The following is a 20,498-nucleotide window of genomic DNA, read 5'->3' on the forward strand; positions in this document are numbered from 1 at the left end:
ACAGATTTCATGTCTTTGAATACTATGAAAAATATAGCTTTTAGCGCTCTTCTGATGAGCGCTGGAGGCTTTTTTGGCTCTGCATCTGCCCATGTGGTGCTCGAATACCAGGTGGCCCCGGCGGGCGCCAGTTACAAAGCCGCCTTCAAGGTCGGCCACGGCTGCGGCGCATCGCCCACGCGGCAGATTGCGGTGGACATCCCGGCTGGCATGCGCGGCGCGCGCCCCATGCCCAAGCCGGGCTGGACGCTGGATGTGCAGCGCGAAAAGCTCGCCCAGCCCTACACCAGCCACGGCCGCAACATTTCCGAAGATGTGGTGCGCATCACCTGGACGGCCAAGACGCCAGAGGACATGCTGCCCAATGCCCACTACGACGAATTTGTGCTCGTGGCCCAAGCGCCCGAGCAGGCCGGCACCGTGTACTGGCCCGTGCGCCAGATTTGTGCCGAAGGCCGCAACGATTGGGTCGATGTGCCCAAGGCGGGCCAAAAACTCTCGGACCTGAAGTCCCCCGCTGCAGCGCTGGAGATTCTGCCCACGGGCGGCGCCGCTGCCCACCATCATTGATAGTCCGGCCCACGGCCTGTTCTCCCTTTCCCGTCCCTCTTCCCTTCTTCGCTTCTTCGCTTCTTCGCTTCTTCGCTTCTTCGCTTCTTCGCTTCTTCTCGTTCTCTCACTCACCGAAAGGCATCCATCATGAAAAAACTGCTTCACACCGCCGCCCTGGTTTCCACTCTAGCCGCTGTACTCGCCAGCGCCCCCGCATGGGCACAGACCGCCGCTGTCAAAGTCGAAGGTGCTTGGGCGCGCGCCAGCGTGCAGGGCCAGAAGGCCACCGGTGCGTTCATGCGCCTCACCGCCCAGGACGGCGCCCGCCTGGTGCGCGCCGAGTCGCCCGCTGCGGGCATCACCGAAGTGCACGAGATGAAGATGGAAGGCGACATCATGAAGATGCGCGCCGTGCCTGCGCTTGACCTGCCTGCGGGTAAGACGGTGGAGCTCAAGCCCGGTGGCTACCACGTCATGCTGCTGGACCTGAAGGCTCCGCTGGCCAAAGGCGCTTCGGTGCCACTCACCCTGGTGTTTCAGGACGCCAAGGGCGTGGAAAGCAAGCTCGACCTCACGGTGCCCGTGGGCACGGCAGCACCCGGTGGTGCCACCGCGGGCACCATGATGAATGGGCATAAACACTGACATCTCCGCATCGGCGGCCGCTTCGCCTGCGCAACGCATTGGAGTAAGCTGTGACTCCACCACAGACCCACCTCTTGCGGAGCGGCCATGAGCGATACATCGAATTTCGGTTTCGGCAAACTTGTCCCCGGTTTTGACTTCCTGCAGAGCCTGGCCAAGGGGGCGTCCAGCAGCATTCCGCAGTTGCCCAACCTCAGCAACTGGGTGGCGCCCACCATCAGCGTCGAAGAGCTGGAAAAGCGCATCGACGAACTCAAGGCCGTGCAGTTCTGGCTGGAGCAGAACTCACGCGCGCTGGCCGCCACCATCCAGGCGCTGGAAGTGCAGAAGATGACCCTGGCCACCCTGAAGGGCATGAACTTCAGCATGGGGGACGTGGCCAACGCCTTCAAGCTCAAGACGGCTGACACCGTGATGAGCGGCGTACAGAAAGCCGCCGACACCGTGACGGGCGCCGCCGAGGCTGTGGCTGGTGCCGCCGCCCGCGCTACGGGCCGCGTGAGTGCTGCCGAAGAAGAAGCCGAAGACGAGGGTGATGACGCCGAACCCGCCGCTCCGCCTGCCAAGGCCAAAACAAAAGGCAGCAAGGCATCGGCCGCTGCCGCGCCCACCGTGGTGGACCCCATGCAGTGGTGGGGCGCACTCACCGGTCAGTTCCAGCAGATCGCCGCCAACGCCATGAAGGATGCGGCCAAGCAGACCGCCATCGACACCACCAAGAACATGGCCACGGGCCTTGCCAAAGAAGCCCTGAAGACGGCGACCGGCATGGCCAGCCAGTTTGCGGCCAAGGGCATGCAGACCATGCAGGGCGGTGCCAAGCGCGCCGCTGCATCGGGCACCGCCAAGAAGACCGCCGCTGCCAAGAAGCCTGCAGCCCGCAAAACCCCGGCAAAACCCGCCGCCAAGAAGGCCAGCAGCAGCACCCGCAGCCCAGCCGCCCGCAAGCGAGCGGGCTGACGCCAACGTGGGCGGGTGTGACAACCCGCAGGTGGTGCAATATCTGCCCGCCACCGCCCTGGCATGGAGATCACCACCATGAAACTATTTCCCACTGGCCATGCCACCCACCCCCAATGGCGCATGGCCGCCGCGCTGGTGCTGGCGCAGCTGCGCGCCCAGATGGCGTTGCCCGACTACGCTGCAGCGCCCACCCTGGGCCTGCTCTACATCACCGACCACTATGGCAACGACGCCCAGGCGCTGCTCGACTACCTGAGCGGCGAACTGCCCGAGGTCACCGACTGGAGCGGCACCGTGGGGGTGGGCGTGTCGGCCAACAACGCCGAGTACTTTGACGAGCCCGCGCTGTCGGTCATGCTGCTGGATGTGCCCGCAGACCAGTACCGCGTGTTCTCGGGCGTGGCGCCGCTGCCCACGCATGCGCCACACCCGGGCAGTGGGTTTGTGGCCCATACCGCCCTGGTGCATGCCGATGGCCGCACGCCCGAACTGGCCGAGTTGCTGACCGAGATGGCTGCACGCACCGACACGGGCTACCTGTTTGGTGGCCTCTCTGCCAGCCGCACCAGCAGTGTGCAGTTTGCCGTGGGTGGCGACGGCAACATGGCCGGGCAGGGCGGTGCCAGCGGGGTGTTTGACGGTGGCCTGTCGGGCGTGGCGTTTGGTGCCGGGGTGGCGCTGGTGTCGCGGGTTACGCAGGGCTGTCAGCCCGTGGGCGCGCTGCGCACGATCACCGCCGCGCAGGACAATGTCGTGCTCGCGCTCGATGGCGAGCCCGCGCTGGACGTGCTGCTCGATACGCTGCAAGTGTCGCTGGATGGTGGCGACCCGCAGCCCGCGCTGCGCAAGGTGCGCGCCACGCTGGCCGGGCTGGTCAGCGCGGGCGAACAGCCGCAGGGCCAGCGCCGCACGGGCCACTTTGGTACCGACACACGCGTGCGCCACATCGTGGGGCTGGACGGCAGCCGCCGGGGCGTGGCCCTGGCCGACCATGTGGAGCCGGGCATGCACCTGGCGTTCTGTCAGCGCAACGTGGCAGCGGCGCGTGCCGACCTCATGCGCATCTGCGCCGAGATCCGCGAAGAACTCTCGCCCGAAGAGCTGGAGCCCGCGTCGCTGGTGTCGTCGTCCAGCGCGGATGGCGAGATGGCAGCTGCCAACAGCGCCTCAGGCGCCAGCGCGGCGCCGCAGACAGGGCAGCGAATCTGTGGGGCTATCTATGTGAGCTGTTCGGGCCGGGGCGGCCCGCATTTTGGCGGGCCCAGCGCCGAGCTGCAGATCGTGCGCCACGCGCTGGGTGACGTGCCGCTGGCCGGGTTCTTTGCCGGTGGAGAAATTGCGCACCACCACTTGTATGGTTACACCGGGGTGCTCACCGTTTTCGTTGACGACGACCCGAACGCCCGCTGAGCGGCTGAGCCGCTTTGCCCGCAGGGAACGCCAGGGCGGGCCCTGGCGGAGACGGTGCCCCATGGAGGGGCCAGGTCAGCCCGCGCCGTTGTCGTCTGCTTCGGCCTTTTCCTCGGGGGTCAGGCGCGTGGCCAGGATCTTGTCGATGGTCTTGCCGTCCATGTCCACCACTTCGAGCTTCCAGTCCTCCCACTGCACCGTGTCGGTCACCTTGGGCAGGCGGCCAGTCAGCAGCATGATCATGCCGCTCAGCGTGTGGTAGCGGCCGCGTTCCTCCTCGGGCACGGCATCCAGGTTCAGGCGGTCTTTCAGCTCGGGCACGGGGATGTGGCCGTCCAGCAGCCAGCTGCCGTCCTCGCGCTGCAGCGCCCAGGAGGTCTCCGGGTCGCGCGGCTGAAACTCGCCGGTGATGGCCTCGATCAGGTCCTGCAGCGTGACGATGCCCTGCACCTCGCCGTATTCGTCGATGACAAACGCCATGTGGACGTCCGACAGGCGGAAGTTGTCCAGCAGCTCCATGCCCGTGATGGTTTCGGGCACATACAGCGCTGTCTGCAGCGGCTGGTCGGCCAGGCCGCCGCGCGCCTTGTCGCGCAGCGTGCGTGACAGCCACTGGCGCGCGTTGATCACGCCCAGGATGTTGTCCATGCCGCCGCGCACCACCGGAAAGCGTGCGTGGTCGGATTCCTCGATGCATTTGAGGTTGTCTTCAAACGACGCATCCATGTCCAGACACACCACATCACCACGCGGCACCATCAGCGAGCCGATCTGACGGTCGTCCAGCCGGAACACATTGCGCACCATGGTGTGCTCGTGCGATTCGATCACGCCCGCAGTGGTGCCCTCCACCAGCATGGCGTGGATCTCTTCTTCGGTCACCGGGCTGCCGCTGGTTTCCTTCACACCCATCAGGCGCAGCAGCGTGCGCGTGGAGGTGGACAGCAGCAGCACAAACGGCTTGGTGGCCAGCGCCAGAAAGTTGATGGGCCGCGCCACCAGGCGGGCAAAGGTCTCGGGGTACGACTGGCCGATGCGCTTGGGCACCAGTTCACCCACCACGATAGAGAAATACGTGATCAGCACCACCACCAGGCCGGTGGCCGCGTAGCTGCCAAAAGGCATGGGAACGCCCAGTGCTTCAAGCCACAACGCCAAGGGCCCAGCCAAGGCGGCCTCACCCACGATACCGTTCAGCACGCCAATCGATGTGATGCCGATCTGGATGGTGGAGAGAAAACGCGTGGGGTCTTCGCCCAGCTTCACGGCAGCGGCGGCGCCGCTATCGCCCTCATCAATCAGCTTTTGCAACCGGGCTTTGCGGGCCGTGACCAGAGCGATCTCGGACATGGCAAACAGGCCGTTGAGAAGGATGAGGGCGAACAGTATTGCTATTTCCATACAAAGGGCGCCTTGCGCGCCCTTGGGTGTTGAGAAGCGACCAATTGTAAGGACAGGGGCCAGAGACCCTGCGCTGGCTCCTAGCCACCTTCGGTCGGGAGGCCCGTTTCGTCCCACTCGGGCAGTCCCCCCCGCAGCCAGTACACCGACTGGAACCCCTTGGCTGTGGCCACCTTGGCAGCTTTGTAGGACTTCCAGCATTCGGCGCCATTGCACGCAAAAATTACCGGCTTGGCCTTGTCCACGCCCTGAAGCTTGTCCAGCGCCTGGAAATCATCCTGTGCGGCATTGAAGGCCACGTCCTTGAGGCTCTTTTCCACATACGCTGCAAACACGGCGCCCCGGATGCGCTTGGTCTTGAATTCCTTCTCGGTGCGGGTGTCCACCAGCGTGGCGCCCTGCACCAGCAGGGTCTGGGCCTCGCGCGCAGTGATGCGCTTCACCCCAGGCAGACTCGTGGGGGTGAACAGCCCCAGCTCGGCCACACGTCGGTACTCAACAGCCTCCGGGCGCACGGAGGCTGGCGGCAGGCCGCTGGCGGAGGACGACGCGCTGAACCACTGGGCCAGCTTGTTGCGCGCATCCGCCGGCAGGTCTTTTTTCACCACGATGGAGAACCCGCCTGGCACCGGCTGCGATGTAGCCAGCACCCGCGCAAGGCCGGGGTGCGCTGCCGACCATTCCGCCCAGTCGTCCTCGCGCACCACAGTGGCATCCGCCGTGCCTAGAGTCAGGGCTGTCAGGCCGGCCTGGGGAAATTTCTCGTACTGCACCGCGCGCAGGTCCTGGAACGACAGCCCCGCCTCATTGAGCATGCCGCGCGCCATGTAGGTGTAGACCGAATCCTGCTGGGGCAGGTAGAGCCGTCGGCCTTTCATGGCAGGCACCGCAGCGATCTGCTGCAGCCCGACCAGCAGGTATCTGTCCGATTTGTGCGTGGCGCCCACCAGCTCGTAGCCGCGTTGCAACGCGGACGCAGCCACCTGGGCAGGGCCAATGAAGATGTCATATCCCGCGCTGCGCGTGGCGCGCATCACGTCGGCCAGGTCGTCGCTGGTGGTCAGTGCCACGGGCTGGCCCGCGGCCTTCGACAGGCCCGATTCGGCGGAGGTGCGCAGGATGGAGTGCGCCGCCTTGCGGGCCGTGGGCTCCACGGCCACGAGGGCCGTCAGCTGGGCCTGGGCGGCGCTGCAACACAGCCATAAGCCAAGTAGCAGTCCCAGCGGGCCGCGGGTCGATTTTCTGGCCATGTTCATTGCGCGGTTCCTCTCCCCAAAACAAACCGCGAATATGCCCAGGGCCCCCGCACCTGCGTACGAATGTTTCTGATCTTTTGTTTTTGTTACTCCTGCTAACGAAGCCATGCGTGCGGCGCGCAGAGCTCCCGCACAGAATGCGGGCTGACCCGATCCCCTGTGCCTGCCGGGTGGGCGGGGGCAACAAAGAGTTTTTGTCCATCCCATTATTTGGAGACGTTTCCATGAAAGATTCGATGACCTTGCCGCGACGCCACATGCTGGCCGGAAGTGCTGCCGCCTTGAGCGCGCTGGGCATGGCCGGATGGGCCGGCGGTGCGCGTGCTCAGCAGGCAGCAGCCGCTGCCAAGCCGCTGCCCGCGTATGCAGGATGGAAGTCACCGGATGCGCTGATCGTGCACAGCAGCAGCACTCTCGAAACCCGTCGCTCCGCGTTTGGCACCAGTGTCATCACGCCGTCCAACCAGCTGTATGTGCGCAACAACCTGCCCGCGCCCGACGCCGCCATCCTGGACAACCGCGATGCCTGGACCGTGGCGATCGAAGGGGTCAACAGCCCGCGGAGCCTGACCCTGGCCGAACTCAAGACGCTGGGCGTGGAAACCGTGGCCACCGTGCTGCAGTGCTCGGGCAATGGCCGGGGCTTTTTCCCCAGCAAGCCCAGCGGCACGCCCTGGTCGGTGGGCGCTGCCGGTTGTGTGGTCTGGAGCGGTGTACCGCTGCGCAACGTGGTGGCCGCCCTGGGCGGGCTGGCCGATGGTGCTGCCTACCTGACCGGCACGGGCGGCGAGAAACTGCCCGAAGGTGTGGACCCGCTCACCGTGCTGGTGGAGCGCTCGGTGCCCGTGAAGGCGATGGACGACGCACTGCTGGCCTGGGAGATGAACGGCGAGCCGCTGTCGCTCGCGCACGGCGGCCCGCTGCGGCTGGTGGTGCCCGGCTACCAGGGCGTGAACAACATCAAGTACGTCAAGCGCGTTGCGTTTACCAGCGCACAGTCGCAGGCGCGCATCATGTCGCACGGCTACCGCATGTCGCCGCCCGGCAGCAAGGCCAGCCCCGACCAGCCTTCGGTGTGGGAGATGGGCGTGAAGTCCTGGATCAACGGCCCCTTGCCCGACAAGGGGGCACTCAAGCCCGGACAGGTGCAGGTGCATGGCGTGGCCTTTGGCGGCACGCGCGGCATCAAGGGCGTGGAGGTGTCGGCCGATGGCGGCAAGACCTGGTTGGCGGCCAAGCTCATCGGCCCCGACCTGGGCCCCTTTGCCTGGCGGCAGTTTGCGTTGCCCGTGCGCCTGGAGGCGGGCACCCATGTGCTGGCCAGCCGAGCCACCGACACGGCAGGCAATGTGCAGGCCGAGCAGCGCGAGGAAAATCTGGGCGGCTACAACAACGCCAGCTGGCGCGACCACGCCGTCACCGTGACCGTGGCATGACCTCGCTCCCCCCTGAGGCGCTTTGCGCCTTCCCCCCGAAGGGGGGACGCCACCCGTGGCCTGGCAGAGCCAGTTCCACGGTGGCACTGGCATGGGTGCGCGCCGCTATCGAACGGCCTCGGGTGCCGCAAGGCGGTTTGCTGGTAGGGCTAGCGTTACTGTGGGCGGGTGCCAGCTGGGCCGCCGAGCCGGCCGAGCTGGCGCGCGGCAAGGAGCTGTTCACCAAGATCCAGCCCGCCTGCGCGGTGTGCCACACGCTGCAGGCCGCCGGGGCCGAGGGCCAGGTGGGTCCGGTGCTGGATGAGCTGAAACCCGACGCGGGCCGCGTGTTGCGCGCGCTGAAGGCAGGCATCGGCGTGATGCCCTCCTATGCCGAGCGCATGAGCGAAAAGGACATGTTGGCCGTGGCGCAATTCGTGGCGCACGCCACGGGCGCGGCCAAGTAGGCGCGGCCTCTCGCGGCGGTTGCAGCAGCGTTGCCTCGCTGCAATCGCGCGCTGCTTCAGGCCGCCGTGCGCGACGGCACCAGCGCCGCGCCCGCCGCGCGCCCCTGCAACCCCTGGAACGCAAAGTCCACCTCGGGCACGCGGCCGCTCACGATGTCTGCCAGGGCCTTGCCCGAGCCGCAGGCATGCGTCCAGCCCAGCGTGCCGTGGCCGGTGTTGAGGAACAGGTTGCCCACCTTCGTTTTGCCGATTAGCGGCACGTTGCTGGGCGTGGCGGGGCGCAGGCCACTCCAGAACTGGGCCTGGCTCGCCTCGCCCGCGCCAGGGAAGAGCTGTTCCACACGCCGCACGATGGCCTCGCAGCGCACCTGGTTCAGGTGGCGGTCGTAGCCGTTCAGCTCGGCCGTGCCTGCAATGCGCAGGCGATCACCGCCGCGTTCGCTGGTGTAGCGCGAGAACACGAGCTTGAACTCGTCGTCTGTCAGGCTCACCTGGTGCGCCTTGCTGGCGTCTTTCACCGGCATCGTCACCGAGTAGCCCTTGGCCGGGTAGATCGGCAGGTGGATGCCCAGCGGCTGCGCCAGCAGCGGGCTGAACGAGCCCATGGCCAGCACAAACGCATCGCCGCGCACGCGCTCGAAGCGGCCTTCGGCATTGGTCACTTCCACGTGGTCGATGCGGCCGCCTGCCTCGCGCAGTGCGGTGATGTGGTGGCCCATGCGGAACTGCACGCCCGCCGCTTCACACAGCTTGGCCAGCTCGCGTGTGAACTGGTTGGCATCGCCCGATTCGTCCTCGGCCGTGTAGGTGGCGCCTGCCAGCTGCGGGCGGATATGGGCCAGGGCGGGCTCGATGCGCACGGCTTCGTCGGCGCTGATCACCTGCCGCTCGCAGCCCAGCGCGCGCATCTGCTCGGCAGGGGCCAGGGCACCGTCGAACTCCTTGGCGTTGGTATAGAAGTGCAGGATGCCCTGCGTGCGCTGGTCGTACTGGATGCCGGTGGCCGCGCGCAGCTGCTGCAGCGTGTCGCGGCTGTAGGTGCCCAGGCGCACGATTTGCTCGATGTTGTGGCGCGTGCGCGCTGGCGTGCAGTTACGCAAAAAGGACAGGCCCCACAGCCACTGGCGCATGTCGGCGCGGATGCGGAACAGCAGGGGCGCATCCTCCTTGCCCAACCACTGCAGCACCTTGAGCGGCGCGCTGGGGTTGGCCCAGGGCTCGGCGTGGCTCACCGAGATCTGGCCGCCGTTGGCAAAGCTGGTCTCGGCGCCGGGCGCACCCTGGCGGTCGATGACCGTGACCTCATGGCCAAGTTGTTGCAGGAAATAAGCCGAAGTCACGCCGAGCAAGCCGGCGCCCAAAACGATCACGCGCATTTTTGAGCCTTTTAAGGGTTCAGCGCTTGATGGATTTGCGTTGGCAGCTATTGATTCAATAGCAAGCAGCCAGCGCGCGTCCGCCAAGCTGCCGCTCCCCCTGTCCTTGGTACCTGAGAGATTCACCACCCAGCCCACATGGCGCGCGGTTTGCTCCTTCGGTGCGCCACAACGCTGCTGACAGGTTGGGGCGGCTCTCCAGACGGCTTTGATAAATGGTGCAGTACGGGACCTGAGCGTGTATGGGAGTTTGCGCCTTCGGTGCAGCGGTGGGCCTTGTGGCCTGCCGTGCTCTCCTGCGGGGGCCATTCTAGGAGGGTGCGGGCGGCGGTGGGGTGTTTGGGGCGGCTAATGGGCGGCAATCGTTGCTGATGCTGGCGGCGACATGGAGTCGCCATAATCCGGCGATTTGACCCACCCCAGGACGCTTTTCCCATGCCCGATACCGCCTTTGACCCCTTCGCCAGCGCCGCCGTGATCACCATGGCGCGCCAGGGACGCACGCCCCGGCCGCTGGATCTGCCCGCTGCATTGCGCCCTCGCGATGCGGCCGAGGCCTACGCCGTGCAGGACGCCGTAGTGCGTGAGCGGGGCGAAATTGTGGGCTGGAAGGTGGGCGCCGCGTCGCCCCAGGCCCAACCCGCGCGTGCGGCGCTGACCCGCGACTCGGTGTGGGTGGAGCAGCCTGGCCAGGAGGTCAACTTGTCGGCCACAGGCTTTGCCGTTATGGGGGTGGAGGCGGAGCTGGTGTACGAACTGGGCGCAGACCTGCCCGCACGCGCCACGCCCTACAGCGCGGCCGAGGTGCTGGCCGCCATGGTGTCGGTGCGTGCCGCCATTGAGGTGTGCGACACGCGCTTTGCCGCCTGGGCACAACAAGGGGATTGGAGTCGCCTGGCCGACCAGGCCTGCCATGGGGCGCTGATCGTGGGTTCGGGTTTGACCGACGTGGCTTCGGTGCAGCCCCTGGTGGAAGGGGTCAGCCTGTCGGTGAACGGATCGGTGGCCGTGCAGCACGCCACCTGGGCCAACCCGGCGGGCGACCCTCTGCGGCTGCTGGTGTGGCTGGCCAACGAAGGCGCGCGCAGCCTGGGAGGGCTGCGCGCAGGGCAGTGGGTGACCACCGGGTCGTGCACCGGCACCGTGATGGTGGCACCGGGCACGGTGGTGGTTGCCGACTTCCCTGGTGTCGGTCGCGCCGAGGTGAAATTCGACTGAACCGTTACGAGGATCGTGGAACGCGGCAGATCAGTTGCGGCGCGGGTTGTCCGGCTGGCTGTCGCGGCGGTTGGACACGCCGTCACCGTCGCGATCACGGTCATTGCGGTTGGAGATGCCATCGCCATCGCGGTCCCGGTCGTTGCGGTCGGCAATGCCGTCACCGTCACTGTCCCAGCGGCCCCGCTGCATTTCCCAGCGGCCATCGCGCTCCACCCATTGGGGCTGCCGGTACTGGTAGCCGCTGCGCGCTTGTACCCAGTGGCCCTTCACCCAGCGGTGGCGGTTGCCGCGCCATTCCCAATGGCCTTGTTCCCACACCTGGCCACGGCGTGGGCGCGGCACGGCTTCGTACCGTGGGGGTGGGGGCGCGGGAATCACCTGGTAGGTCTGCGTAGGCTGGTACCCACGCTGTGGCTGGTCGGACTGAATGACGACGGTGCCTTGAATGGCCGCGTGTGTCGGTACGAGGGGCAGCAGTGCCGTCAGGGCGATGGCGGCTGCGGTCAGTGTTTGGCGGGTCATGGTGGTCTCCGGGGTGATTCCTGGCGGAATCGGTCTTTGCATGGTGGCGGCCTGGTGCGCGGCGCCACGTAGGTGCTCAGCGGGGGCGGGCGTAGGCCAAAGGGGGGAGTGGGCGCGGGGGCTCGCGAGCCTCCGCGCTCCTTCAGCTGTTCAATCGTTCAATTGCGGTAGGGGTTGTCCGGGCGGCGGTCGTGCCGATTGGGAACGCCGTCTCCGTCACGGTCGCGGTCGTAGCGGTTGGACACGCCATCGCGGTCTCGGTCGTGGTGATCGCGGTCGTAGCGGTTGGGAACACCATCACCATCGCGGTCACGGTCATAGCGGTTGGGGATGCCGTCGCCATCACGGTCCCAGCGGCCGGGGCGCAGGTCCCACCGGCCGCCGTGTTCCACCCAGCGCGGCTCGCGGTAGTAGTAACCAGGGCGCGCCTTCACCCAGTGGCCCTGGACCCAGACATGGCGGTGGCCGCGCCAATCCCAATAGCCGGGCACCCACACCATGTTGTGCCGAGGGCGGGGCGCCACTTCATGGCGGGGGGGCGGTGGTGGGCCGTATTGCACCACCATGGGCGCTGGCGCCTGGTAGTGGTGGGGCTGCCCCGACTGGATGACAACGGTGGCGCTGGTCTGTGCCTGCGCCACCGTTGCGGCGCCCAGAGACAGCAAGGCGATGGAAACAGCGGCGAGTGCATTGCGGGCCATGGTGATCTCCTCAGAATGATTCCTTGCGGAACCGGAGACTTCATGGTGCAGATGCTGCGTCAAGCCGGTGTAGGCGAATTGCGAAGTCTTGTGAAGTTGTGTTTCCTGCAGCAGGAGCAGCCGCGGTTTCCGTGATTTTTCTCACACTTCCGGCAAGCTGCCCACCCACGTGAACGTAGTGCGGCCCTTCAGCGCCACCACACCAGCGCCGCCACCACGAGCAGGGCAAACCAGGCAGGGTGTCGGCCCTCAGTGGCATAGAACACCAGCACGCCGCTGGCCAGCGTGGCGACCCCGGCCACATCGGCCACCCAGGCTCCCAGGTCCGCGTCCACGGGCGCGGTCCCCAGGCGCCACATCAAGGCGCTCAGGGCCCAGCCCAGCACGGTGGCCAGGTGCCAGGTGCCCCACAGAATGCGCACCTGCCACTCCCGCAGCACGGGCCGTCCGCCGGTGGGCACGATGCCCTCTGTGCGCAGGGCGCGAAACACCAGCAATTCACCCAGCACCGAGTGCGCAACACCCACCAGGGCGAGGCCCCCGGCTGCCAGTACCAGCGCAGTATTCATGGACAGTTTCTAGTTCAATCAGGATGGCCGTGGAAGGTGCAGACGCAGCGCATCAACCGCCTTTTTCGCCTTCAGCGCTTTGGGGCCAGCACAGGGCGAGCGCGGGCGGCAGCGCCAGCCAGAAACCGGAGGAAGGCATGAGCACAATGCCCAGCACCGTGAGTGCCAGCAACCCGGCACCCAGCCCGCGCAAAGGAACGGGCGTCAGGGCAGCGTTGCGTTCGGCCAGCAGGATGGCCCAGCCCAGCAACGCGAACAACACGCCGAACAGTACAAACCAGACCACGGCGCCCACGGCCGGGTCTTTTTGTACGCTGTTGAAAACGCCGCGCTGCACGATCTCTTGCAGCTGGGTCGGAAACACGACGGCCGCATACAGCGTGTGCAGCACCGCCACGGCCAGCATCCACTGGCCCTTCCAGCGGTTGCGAAGCGGTATGGCCGTAGAGCGAGGGGAGGGGGAGGTCAGGGAGGTCATGTGGGTGGGGTCCTATGAAGGAAGAAGGGCGGGGCAATGCGTGTGGACACGCGCGCCCAGCCCCGTAAGCAGGTGCATGAGGCCCATCCACATGCGCTCGAACGCGGGCATCTCGCCGGGCACCTGCACCAGGTGCTCGCCCAGCATGCGCTGGTGCCGTCCGGCCGTGATGGGTGGCGGCGTCTTGACGCCAAAATCGAAAATCGGTTGCGTGAAGGGCTCCATCTGCCAGGCCTGCATGTCAGCCAGTGCGGGCGCGAGTTCGGCGGTGTAGGCAGGCACGGTGAGGCGGGCGTTGACGAGTCCGAGTGCCTGGTAAGCCTGCAGCACCAGCGCGTCTCGCTGTGGGTCGGTGGCAGGCCTCAGCAGGGCGGACCATGCTTTTGTCACCTGGGTGCGAAAGTGCTCCGACAGGCTGCGCGTGCAGCCAAAGTCCAGCACGCCCACGGTGCCATCGGGTGCGAACAGAAAATTACCCGGGTGCGGATCGGCGTGCACTCGGCCCAGCACAAAGAGGCAGTGCATGAACCAGTCCCACAGGTGCTGTCCGGCACAGTCGCGCTGCGCCTGCGTGGGCTGCGAGGCCAGCCAGTCCTGCAGATGCTGGCCCGGCAGAAACTGCTGTGTGAGCACCTGGGCCCGGGTATGCGACAGGATGGGCTGGGCCAGCACCACGCCCGGCAGCGCCGCGTGCTCTGCGAACCACTGCAGTTGTTCGGCCTCCTGCAGGTAATCCACCTCGCGCAGCAGCGTGGCCTCGATCTCGGTCATCACGCTGTCCACCACGGTGTTGGCGGGCAGCGGCATGTCGGTATGGGCCAGGGCGCGCAGCGCGGCGCGCATGAGCTGCATGTCGCTGGTGATGGTGGCGGCGATGCCGGGGTACTGCACCTTCACGGCCACCGTGCCGTGGCCTGCCAGCTGCGCGCGGTGCACCTGGCCCAGGCTGGCGGCGGCGAAGGCGGTGGGTTCGAAGTGTTCAAACAATGCCTCGGGCTCCTGCCCGAAAGCTTGGCGGAACACGCGGCCCACCAGCGCGCGGTTGAGTGGCGGGGCCTGGTGGTGGGCGCGCGCCAGCTCTTGCCGCACACCGTCGGGCAGCAGGCCGGGGTGCATGCTGAGCAACTGCGACACCTTGAGCGCCGAGCCCCGCAACTGGCCCAGCGCGCCAAAGAGAATGCGGCCGAGGGCGGCTTCGTGGTCGGCCTGCGCTTGGGCAGATGGCGTGCGCACGCGGTGCCCCAGCTGGGCCATCCCGATGCGCGCGGCAGCGATGCCCGTGATGGTGCCGCGCGCCAGGCGGCCGGTGCGCGGCGGTTCAGTGCGTGCCATGGTCTGCCAGGCGTTGCACCATGGCCCGTGCAATGCGGCGGTGAAAGGGGGTCACCACCGCCATGTAGGCATGCCCGAGCGTGTTGTGGATGTGCACCACGGTGCTGAGCACCATGGTCGGCGGCCCAGAGGTCTGGGTCCGTCCGCAGTGCTTGGTCAGTGCAACCTGCACGTCGAGGTGCCTGTCGTCCTGGCCCATCACGACTTCGGTGTCGCTCAGGTGGCGGATGCGGAAGATGCCCACGCGGTCTCCCACACGGTAGCTGCTGGCCTCGCGCAGCGATCTGCCGCTGGCGGGGGGGTACCCATCGTGCAGTTGCCCCAGGTCCTTCAGGCCCACCAGCCGCACCAGCTTGTTGCGCACGGTCATGAGCATTTGTGTCCAGCGCGGCGTGCGGGCCACCACGTCCAGCCAGGCCTGCAGGGCGGTGTGGGAGGGCTGGCCGTCTGCCACCTCGTAGGCATCAAAAAAATGGGCGCCGGGCAAGCTGGCATGGATGGCGGTGCCTGCGGGCACCTGCGTTTCGCGCACGGTGGGGGCGGTGGTCATGCGGACTTCCTCTTGCGTGGTGCGGCGGCGGGCTTGGCGGTGGTGCTGGGGGGCGGGACTGGGCTGGCTGCGCGTGGTTTGCGCGGCGTACGGGGCGGCTTGGAAGGCTCTGGCGCTGCGGGTGAACCGGCGTTTGCCGTGTGGGCCTGGTGTGCCTGGGGAGTGCTGTAGGGCGCGCTGGCCATGGCCTGCTTGGCCAGCTGCAGCATCCCCATGAGGCCGCTGCTGTGCTGCACCATGCGGGCCATCTGGCTGCGCAGCACAAAGCCGCCCAGTTGCAGCGCGCGGTTGACGAGCCCGCCACGCAGCGCCTGCACCAGCACACCCAGCGAAAGGTCCACCAGCTGCGTGGTGTCGGCAAATTCGTCGGAGGTGTCGGCCAGCCAGTAGGTCACCACACCGGCCAGGTAGTCGGTGTAGAGCCCACCCGCCATGCCTTTGAAGTCGCAGGGCTCGATTTCGCCACTGGCCTCTGCCGCTTCGAGAAAGCTGGCGACGGCCTCGCGCAGGCTCTGGCGCGCCGCCAGGGGCTCGGCCAGCATCGACAGCGGCGAGCGCCGCGCCAGACTGCGCACCTGGGCCACAAATTCGCGGTCGGCCAGCAGGCGCTCCAGCACGGCGTCGGTCAGGCGCTGCAGCTTTTCCTGCAGCTGATAGCCCGCGAAGCCTGGCGTCTGCAGGGTTTCGGCCAGCGCCTGGTGGACCACATCGTCCAGGTAGCCGAGCACGATGCGGTCCTTGGTGGGGAAGTATTTGTAGATCGTGGCGTCGCCAATGCCTGCTGCACGCGCGATGTCTTTCATCGTCGTGCCGTCAAAGCCCTGGCGGGTCATGAGGTCCACCGCGCTGGCCACGATCTGGCGGCGCGTGGCGTCTTGTTGCTGGCGGGTGGTTTTCATTTAACTATCTTTAAATAAACAAAATTTGTTATTTAAAGAATAGTATTTTCTGTTTGTTGCGTCAAGCAGGGGTGGCACAGCACAGCTGCTGGCGCTGTGCTCAACTCATAAATTCAGGGTGTTTTTGGTCTCTGGCGCTTTTTGGTAAAGCGCTGATAGCTATCAAAATAAGAGTAAATCAGCGCCGCATGGACGCAAAGGCCTCAAACTCCCAGCTGCGCATCGCCAGCAGCAAGGTGTAGCCCTCGCGCTCGCGGTCGGGCAGCTTCTGGTCGGCCAGGTGCTGCTGGGCAAAGTCCTGGGCCACGCGCTGCATGCGCTCCATGAACGCAGGGGCCAGGCTGCGGCTGATGTTGCCGTGCACCAGCAGCACGCCTTCGCCCGCGCCGTCAAAGCCGCCCGCGAAGTAGTCCAGCAACGCGTGGTCGCGAAAGTAGTTCATCACCGGGCCATGTGGGCGCCAGCGAAAGGTCTTGGCGAGCTTCAAGCGGTAGCGGTTCAGTGGCCGCAGCTCGATGATGCCGATGCGGTCGAGCTGTACGAGGTACTTGATGCCCTCGGCCTCGGTGAGGCGGTAGGCGGTGGTCACCTGCTCCAGCGTCCATTGGCTGAGCACGCAAATCGCCATCAGCAGCAGTTTCTTGTCGCCCACCACGGCTTTTTCCTGCTCTTGCGTCAGCTCTTTCAACAGCGGCTGTTCGTCGGCCACACGCCGCGCCAGATCGGCAAAGTCCAGCGCCAGTGCGCGGCAGATGGCGTCGATGCGCGACAGCGGCATGTCGCCCTTGGCCAGCATGCGCTTGACGCTGGACTCGGCCATGCCCAATGCCAACGCCAGGTCGGCGTAGGTCATCTGCGCGGTCTTGAGTTCCTTCTTCAGGGCGGTGACGAGGTCGGCGGTCGTGCTCATGGGTTTTGGCTCCTTGGTATCAATTATCAATACCTGAGGTGGCTTTGGTAGCCCTCTGAGCGACTTTCTGGTGTCCGGGTGACTGCGGCTGAACACACTGCGCGGCAATCCCCACTCATCCACGGATGTGACGACCATGACCTCTCTGATTTCTCTCCCCACCCGGCGCCACAAGCCCGCGACCCGCGCTGAACTAGCTCTCGTGCTGGGCGCGGCCGCGTTGCTGGCGCTGGCCTTGTTCGGCCCGGTGCTGCCCGCCAGCGCACACCAGCATGGCTTTGCCGACCAGCGGGCGCTGTGGGGCATTCCTTGCGCGGTGGATGTACTCAGCAATCTGCCGTTTGCCATCGCAGGGGTGTGGGGCCTGTGGGCGCTGCGCCGGTTGGCGCCAGGAGCGCTGGATCCCACCTCGCGCGCGCTGGCCGCCCTGTTTTTTGCAGGGCTGCTGTGTACGGCCGTGGGCTCCAGCGTTTACCACTGGAAACCGCAGGATGCGGGCCTGCTGTGGGACCGGCTGGGCATGGTGCTGCCGTTTGCAGGACTGCTGGGGCTGGCGGCCAGCCGCGTGAGCGAACGGGCAGGCTGGGCCATGGCGGGGGCGGTGCTGCTGGCGGGGCCGTTGGCCGTGCTGTGGTGGGCACACACCGGCAACCTGATGCCCTGGGCCGTAGTGCAACTGGGCGGCATGCTGGTGGTATTGGCGCTCGCCTGTCTGCCCCGGCGCGATGGCGCGCTGGCGGTGCACTTGGGCGCGGTCATTGGCCTGTATGCCGTGGCCAAGTTGTTCGAGGCGGCGGACCACGCGGTGTTTGATGCCACCCACCAGTGGGTGTCAGGCCACAGCCTCAAGCACGTGTTCGCGGCTGGCGCCGCCTGGCCCGTGCTAAGAACGTGTTTACGATCTTTTCAGGGCCGCGCAAGCACCTTGTCGGGATGAGATGCAAGGCGTGGTGCGCAGTGGATAGCTCGGCTATCCACAAGCGCTGCAACGCCGCAGACCGCCCGGCAAGGTGCTTGCCCGAAGGGTTGGGGCGAAATCGGGCGATTGGACGCTCCGGCTGCTTGCATGGGCACGAGCCCATGCAAGCAGCCGATGCATCCACTCATCCCGATTGCGTCCCAACGCGGCCCCGAAAAGATCGTAAACACGTTCTGGGGCCCTGGCGGCATTGCGCAACAGTACTGCACAGAGCGCGCCGCACGTCACGCTGTCCGGGCAGAATGGCGCCCACGCCGTGGGTGTTGCCCGCAGATCACGCGCATGAAGAGCCAAGAAGGCGCATGAAGTGCGGGCACGGAAAATTCCAACAAGCCAACCCATCGGAAACGAGGAGAAACGCATGCACCCCGAGACTCCCTCAGCCAGCGCGGCGCCAGTGCCGACGCATGAGGACCCGAACCAGTTCGCCCTGCTGCGCCAGCGGCGATTTGCGCCGTTCTTCTGGACGCAATTTTCTGGGGCGGCCAACGACAACCTCTTCAAGTTCGCGTTCACCGTGATGGTGACCTACCAGCTCAGCGTGTCGTGGCTACCGCCAGCGATGGCGGGGCTGGTGATTGGTGCGCTGTTCATCCTGCCGTTTTTGCTGTTCTCGGCCACCTCCGGGCAGCTGACCGACAAGTACGACAAGACCAAGATGATCCGGTTCGTGAAGAACATGGAGATCGCCATCATGCTGGTGGCGGCCTTCGGGTTCATGACGGACAACGTGCCCATCCTGCTGCTGTGTACCTTTCTGATGGGCGTACACTCCACGCTGTTCGGCCCCGTGAAGTTCGCCTACATGCCCCAGGTGCTCAACGAACGTGAGCTGACCGGCGGCAATGGCATGGTGGAGATGGGCACCTTTGTGGCCATCCTGCTGGGCAACGTGGCCGGTGGCCTGCTGGTGGCCATCCCGGGCATTGGCCACACCACGGTGGCCGTGGCCTGCGTGGCGGCGGCCCTGGCCGGGCGCGCGGTCGCGCAGTTCATTCCCTCGCTGCCCGCCACCGACCCCGGCCTGACCATCAACTGGAATCCCTTCACGGAAACCTGGCGCAACCTGAAACTGGCGCACGAGAACGTCGCAGTGTTCCGCTCGCTGCTCGGCATCAGCTGGATGTGGTTCTTTGGCGCCGTGTTTCTGAGCCAGTTTCCGAGCCTGGCCAAGGAGGTGTTGCACGGCAACGAACAGGTGGCGTCGCTGCTGCTGGTGGTGTTCTCCATCGGCATCGGCATCGGCTCGCTGCTGTGCGAGGTGCTCTCGCGCCGCCATGTCGAGATCGGCTTGGTGCCGCTGGGCGCCATCGGAATGAGCGTGTTCTCCATCGACCTGTACTTCGCCTCGCGCAGCCTGCCCCCTGCCGAGATCATGGGCCTGGCCGCCTTCATGGCCCAGGGCGCGCACTGGCGTGTGATGCTGGATCTGCTGCTGCTGAGCCTGTTTGCGGGCCTGTACAGCGTGCCCATGTACGCACTGATCCAGATGCGCAGCCAGCCCACGCACCGCGCACGCATCATCGCGGCCAACAACATCCTGAACGCACTGTTCATGATTGCCAGCTCGCTCATCGCCGGTGCCTTGCTGGGCGCGGGCTTCACGGTGCCGCAGATCTTCCTGTTCACCGGCATTGCCAACGCGGTGGTGGCGTTCTACATCTTCATGCTGGTGCCCGAGTACCTGCTGCGGTTTGTGGCCTGGGTGTCGTCGCGCTTCGTGTACCGCTTCAAGGTGCAGGGCGACGAGAACCTGCCTTCGACGGGCGCGGCCATCCTGGCCTGCAATCATGTGAGCTTTGTCGATGCTGTGTTGCTCATGGCGGCCAGCCCGCGCCCCATCTACTTCGTGATGGACCACCGCATCTTCCGCGTGCCGGTGCTGGGCTGGCTGTTTCGCCTCGCCAAGGCGATTCCGATTGCACCCTACAAGGAAGACCCCAAGACTTACGAAGCCGCTTTCGACCGCGCCGCGCAGGTGCTGCGCGAGGGCGATCTGCTGGCCATCTTCCCTGAAGGTGGAATCACCAAGGACGGGCAGCTGCAGGAGTTCAAGGGCGGCATCATGAAGATCATCGAGCGCGCGCGCGCAGAGGGTGTTGAAGCCCCGGTGATCCCTATGGCGCTGACCAATTTGTGGGGCTCGTACTTCAGCCGTATCGAGCAGGGCGGCGCCATGGTGCGACCGTTTCGGCGGGGATTTTTCAGCCGTGTGGGGCTCAATGTGGGCCGCCCGGTGGCATCGACGCAGGTGCAGCCCGCGCTGCTGCGCACCCAGGTGGCGGACCTGCTGCAAGCATGAGCCGCGATGAATCCTCCAGCGCTGCAGCGGCAGCGGCAGCGGCAGCGGCGGACCACGGCGCATTGACGGACCGCATCCTGGCCTTCCTGCGCAGCATCGGCCTTGCGGTCTGCGAGGCCGAGGTCCCCGAAGGCAGTTTTCTACCCGGCGTCCGCATCGAGCGGGGTGGCCTGCGTGTGGACCGGGCGCGGCTGCGCTGGCCTGGAGACCTGCTGCACGAAGCGGGCCACCTGGCGGTGGTACCCACGGCGCTGCGGTCCACCCTGGATGATGCGCTGCAGGACCTGCCCGAGGTGGCCCACGGTGGTGAGATCGAAGCCACGGCCTGGGCCTGGGCGGCCACTCGGCACCTGGGGCTGGATTCCGCCGTGCTGTTCCATGACGGTGGTTACCACGGGCGCTCCGTCGGGTTGCGCACCACCTTTGAGCTGGGGGTGTACCTGGGCGCCTCGGGCCTGGCTGCTGCGGGGCTCACCCTGCTGCCCGCGCAGGTCCTGCCGGGCGGAACCCCGGCCTATCCGCACATGCTGGCCTGGCTGCGGGGCTGAGA

Annotated in this window: 21 protein-coding genes and 1 riboswitch; of the genes, 10 read left to right on the forward strand and 11 right to left on the reverse strand. The window is 66.5% G+C overall.

The window, feature by feature from the left end; genetic code table 11:
• The first annotated feature begins 9 nt into the window (after positions 1-9).
• The 4 genes from ACODS0_RS09620 to ACODS0_RS09635 all read left to right on the forward strand — a co-directional run bounded on the left by ACODS0_RS09620 (position 10) and on the right by ACODS0_RS09635 (position 3,570).
• Positions 10-570 carry a YcnI family copper-binding membrane protein gene (locus ACODS0_RS09620; RefSeq protein WP_488834541.1) on the forward strand — a complete coding sequence of 187 codons (561 nt, stop codon included), beginning with the start codon at positions 10-12 and terminating at the stop codon, positions 568-570.
• A 129-nt stretch (positions 571-699) separates the two neighbouring features.
• Complete coding sequence (locus tag ACODS0_RS09625; RefSeq protein ID WP_055395359.1) at positions 700-1,197, forward strand: copper chaperone PCu(A)C; 498 nt, start codon at positions 700-702, stop codon at positions 1,195-1,197.
• 87 nt (positions 1,198-1,284) lie between these two features.
• Complete coding sequence (locus tag ACODS0_RS09630) at positions 1,285-2,157, forward strand: PhaM family polyhydroxyalkanoate granule multifunctional regulatory protein (protein ID WP_055395361.1); 873 nt, start codon at positions 1,285-1,287, stop codon at positions 2,155-2,157.
• A 78-nt stretch (positions 2,158-2,235) separates the two neighbouring features.
• Positions 2,236-3,570: an FIST signal transduction protein gene (locus ACODS0_RS09635; protein WP_121422905.1), complete on the forward strand. Its 1,335-nt coding sequence runs from the start codon at positions 2,236-2,238 to the stop codon at positions 3,568-3,570.
• Positions 3,571-3,645: 75 nt separating this feature from the next.
• On the opposite strand, the gene ACODS0_RS09640 is transcribed toward ACODS0_RS09635, so the two are convergent.
• Entirely contained in the window at positions 3,646-4,971 is a 1,326-nt protein-coding gene (locus tag ACODS0_RS09640; protein WP_055395363.1) for a hemolysin family protein, read from the reverse strand.
• An 80-nt stretch (positions 4,972-5,051) separates the two neighbouring features.
• A complete protein-coding gene (locus ACODS0_RS09645) occupies positions 5,052-6,227 on the reverse strand; it encodes a rhodanese-like domain-containing protein (RefSeq protein ID WP_488834547.1) in 1,176 nt (391 codons plus the stop codon).
• A gap of 224 nt (positions 6,228-6,451) precedes the next feature.
• Between ACODS0_RS09645 and sorT the strand changes: the two genes are divergently transcribed.
• Together sorT and sorU are read left to right on the forward strand one after the other, a co-directional pair.
• On the forward strand, positions 6,452-7,663 hold the full coding sequence (gene sorT, locus ACODS0_RS09650; RefSeq protein ID WP_488834550.1) for a SorT family sulfite dehydrogenase catalytic subunit: 1,212 nt from the start codon (positions 6,452-6,454) through the stop codon (positions 7,661-7,663).
• A 137-nt stretch (positions 7,664-7,800) separates the two neighbouring features.
• Entirely contained in the window at positions 7,801-8,109 is a 309-nt protein-coding gene (gene sorU, locus ACODS0_RS09655) for a SorU family sulfite dehydrogenase c-type cytochrome subunit (protein WP_099731962.1), read from the forward strand.
• A gap of 56 nt (positions 8,110-8,165) precedes the next feature.
• On the opposite strand, the gene ACODS0_RS09660 is transcribed toward sorU, so the two are convergent.
• Positions 8,166-9,485 carry a D-amino acid dehydrogenase gene (locus tag ACODS0_RS09660; RefSeq protein ID WP_488834552.1) on the reverse strand — a complete coding sequence of 440 codons (1,320 nt, stop codon included), beginning with the start codon at positions 9,483-9,485 and terminating at the stop codon, positions 8,166-8,168.
• A gap of 90 nt (positions 9,486-9,575) precedes the next feature.
• A riboswitch (glycine riboswitch) is annotated at positions 9,576-9,697 on the reverse strand.
• Between the two features lie 223 nt (positions 9,698-9,920).
• On the opposite strand from ACODS0_RS09660, the gene ACODS0_RS09665 reads away from it, so the two are divergent.
• Positions 9,921-10,703, forward strand: a complete 783-nt coding sequence (locus ACODS0_RS09665) for a 2-keto-4-pentenoate hydratase (protein WP_488834554.1) — start codon at positions 9,921-9,923, stop codon at positions 10,701-10,703.
• Between the two features lie 30 nt (positions 10,704-10,733).
• Here ACODS0_RS09665 and ACODS0_RS09670 read toward each other — a convergent pair whose 3' ends face one another.
• The 8 genes from ACODS0_RS09670 to ACODS0_RS09705 form a co-directional block, all read right to left on the reverse strand.
• Entirely contained in the window at positions 10,734-11,228 is a 495-nt protein-coding gene (locus ACODS0_RS09670; RefSeq protein ID WP_488834555.1) for a YXWGXW repeat-containing protein, read from the reverse strand.
• A gap of 158 nt (positions 11,229-11,386) precedes the next feature.
• Positions 11,387-11,929, reverse strand: coding sequence for a YXWGXW repeat-containing protein (locus ACODS0_RS09675; RefSeq protein WP_121508377.1), 543 nt, complete (start codon positions 11,927-11,929; stop codon positions 11,387-11,389).
• 188 nt (positions 11,930-12,117) lie between these two features.
• The gene (locus tag ACODS0_RS09680; protein ID WP_121508378.1) at positions 12,118-12,498 is read right to left on the reverse strand and encodes a hypothetical protein; all 381 of its coding nucleotides are present in this window, start codon (positions 12,496-12,498) and stop codon (positions 12,118-12,120) included.
• A 52-nt stretch (positions 12,499-12,550) separates the two neighbouring features.
• Positions 12,551-12,976 (reverse strand): DUF6463 family protein, encoded by a 426-nt coding sequence (locus ACODS0_RS09685; protein WP_488834558.1) that lies wholly within the window; start codon positions 12,974-12,976, stop codon positions 12,551-12,553.
• Positions 12,977-12,988: 12 nt separating this feature from the next.
• Complete coding sequence (locus ACODS0_RS09690; protein ID WP_488834560.1) at positions 12,989-14,308, reverse strand: ABC1 kinase family protein; 1,320 nt, start codon at positions 14,306-14,308, stop codon at positions 12,989-12,991.
• On the reverse strand, positions 14,295-14,858 hold the full coding sequence (locus tag ACODS0_RS09695) for a DUF2867 domain-containing protein (RefSeq protein ID WP_488834562.1): 564 nt from the start codon (positions 14,856-14,858) through the stop codon (positions 14,295-14,297). The genes ACODS0_RS09690 and ACODS0_RS09695 overlap by 14 nt, the downstream gene beginning before the upstream one ends.
• Complete coding sequence (locus ACODS0_RS09700; protein WP_488834564.1) at positions 14,855-15,757, reverse strand: TetR/AcrR family transcriptional regulator; 903 nt, start codon at positions 15,755-15,757, stop codon at positions 14,855-14,857. The genes ACODS0_RS09695 and ACODS0_RS09700 overlap by 4 nt, the downstream gene beginning before the upstream one ends.
• A gap of 178 nt (positions 15,758-15,935) precedes the next feature.
• Positions 15,936-16,667, reverse strand: a complete 732-nt coding sequence (locus ACODS0_RS09705; RefSeq protein ID WP_488834567.1) for a helix-turn-helix domain-containing protein — start codon at positions 16,665-16,667, stop codon at positions 15,936-15,938.
• A 136-nt stretch (positions 16,668-16,803) separates the two neighbouring features.
• Here ACODS0_RS09705 and ACODS0_RS09710 point away from each other — a divergent pair, with 136 nt between their 5' ends.
• The 3 genes from ACODS0_RS09710 to ACODS0_RS09720 all read left to right on the forward strand — a co-directional run bounded on the left by ACODS0_RS09710 (position 16,804) and on the right by ACODS0_RS09720 (position 20,496).
• On the forward strand, positions 16,804-17,604 hold the full coding sequence (locus ACODS0_RS09710) for a hypothetical protein (protein ID WP_488834569.1): 801 nt from the start codon (positions 16,804-16,806) through the stop codon (positions 17,602-17,604).
• 403 nt (positions 17,605-18,007) lie between these two features.
• Entirely contained in the window at positions 18,008-19,948 is a 1,941-nt protein-coding gene (locus ACODS0_RS09715; protein ID WP_488834571.1) for an MFS transporter, read from the forward strand.
• Positions 19,945-20,496: a hypothetical protein gene (locus ACODS0_RS09720; protein ID WP_488834574.1), complete on the forward strand. Its 552-nt coding sequence runs from the start codon at positions 19,945-19,947 to the stop codon at positions 20,494-20,496. The genes ACODS0_RS09715 and ACODS0_RS09720 overlap by 4 nt, the downstream gene beginning before the upstream one ends.
• Positions 20,497-20,498: the final 2 nt, after the last annotated feature.

The organism is Acidovorax sp. FG60, from assembly GCF_057808995.1.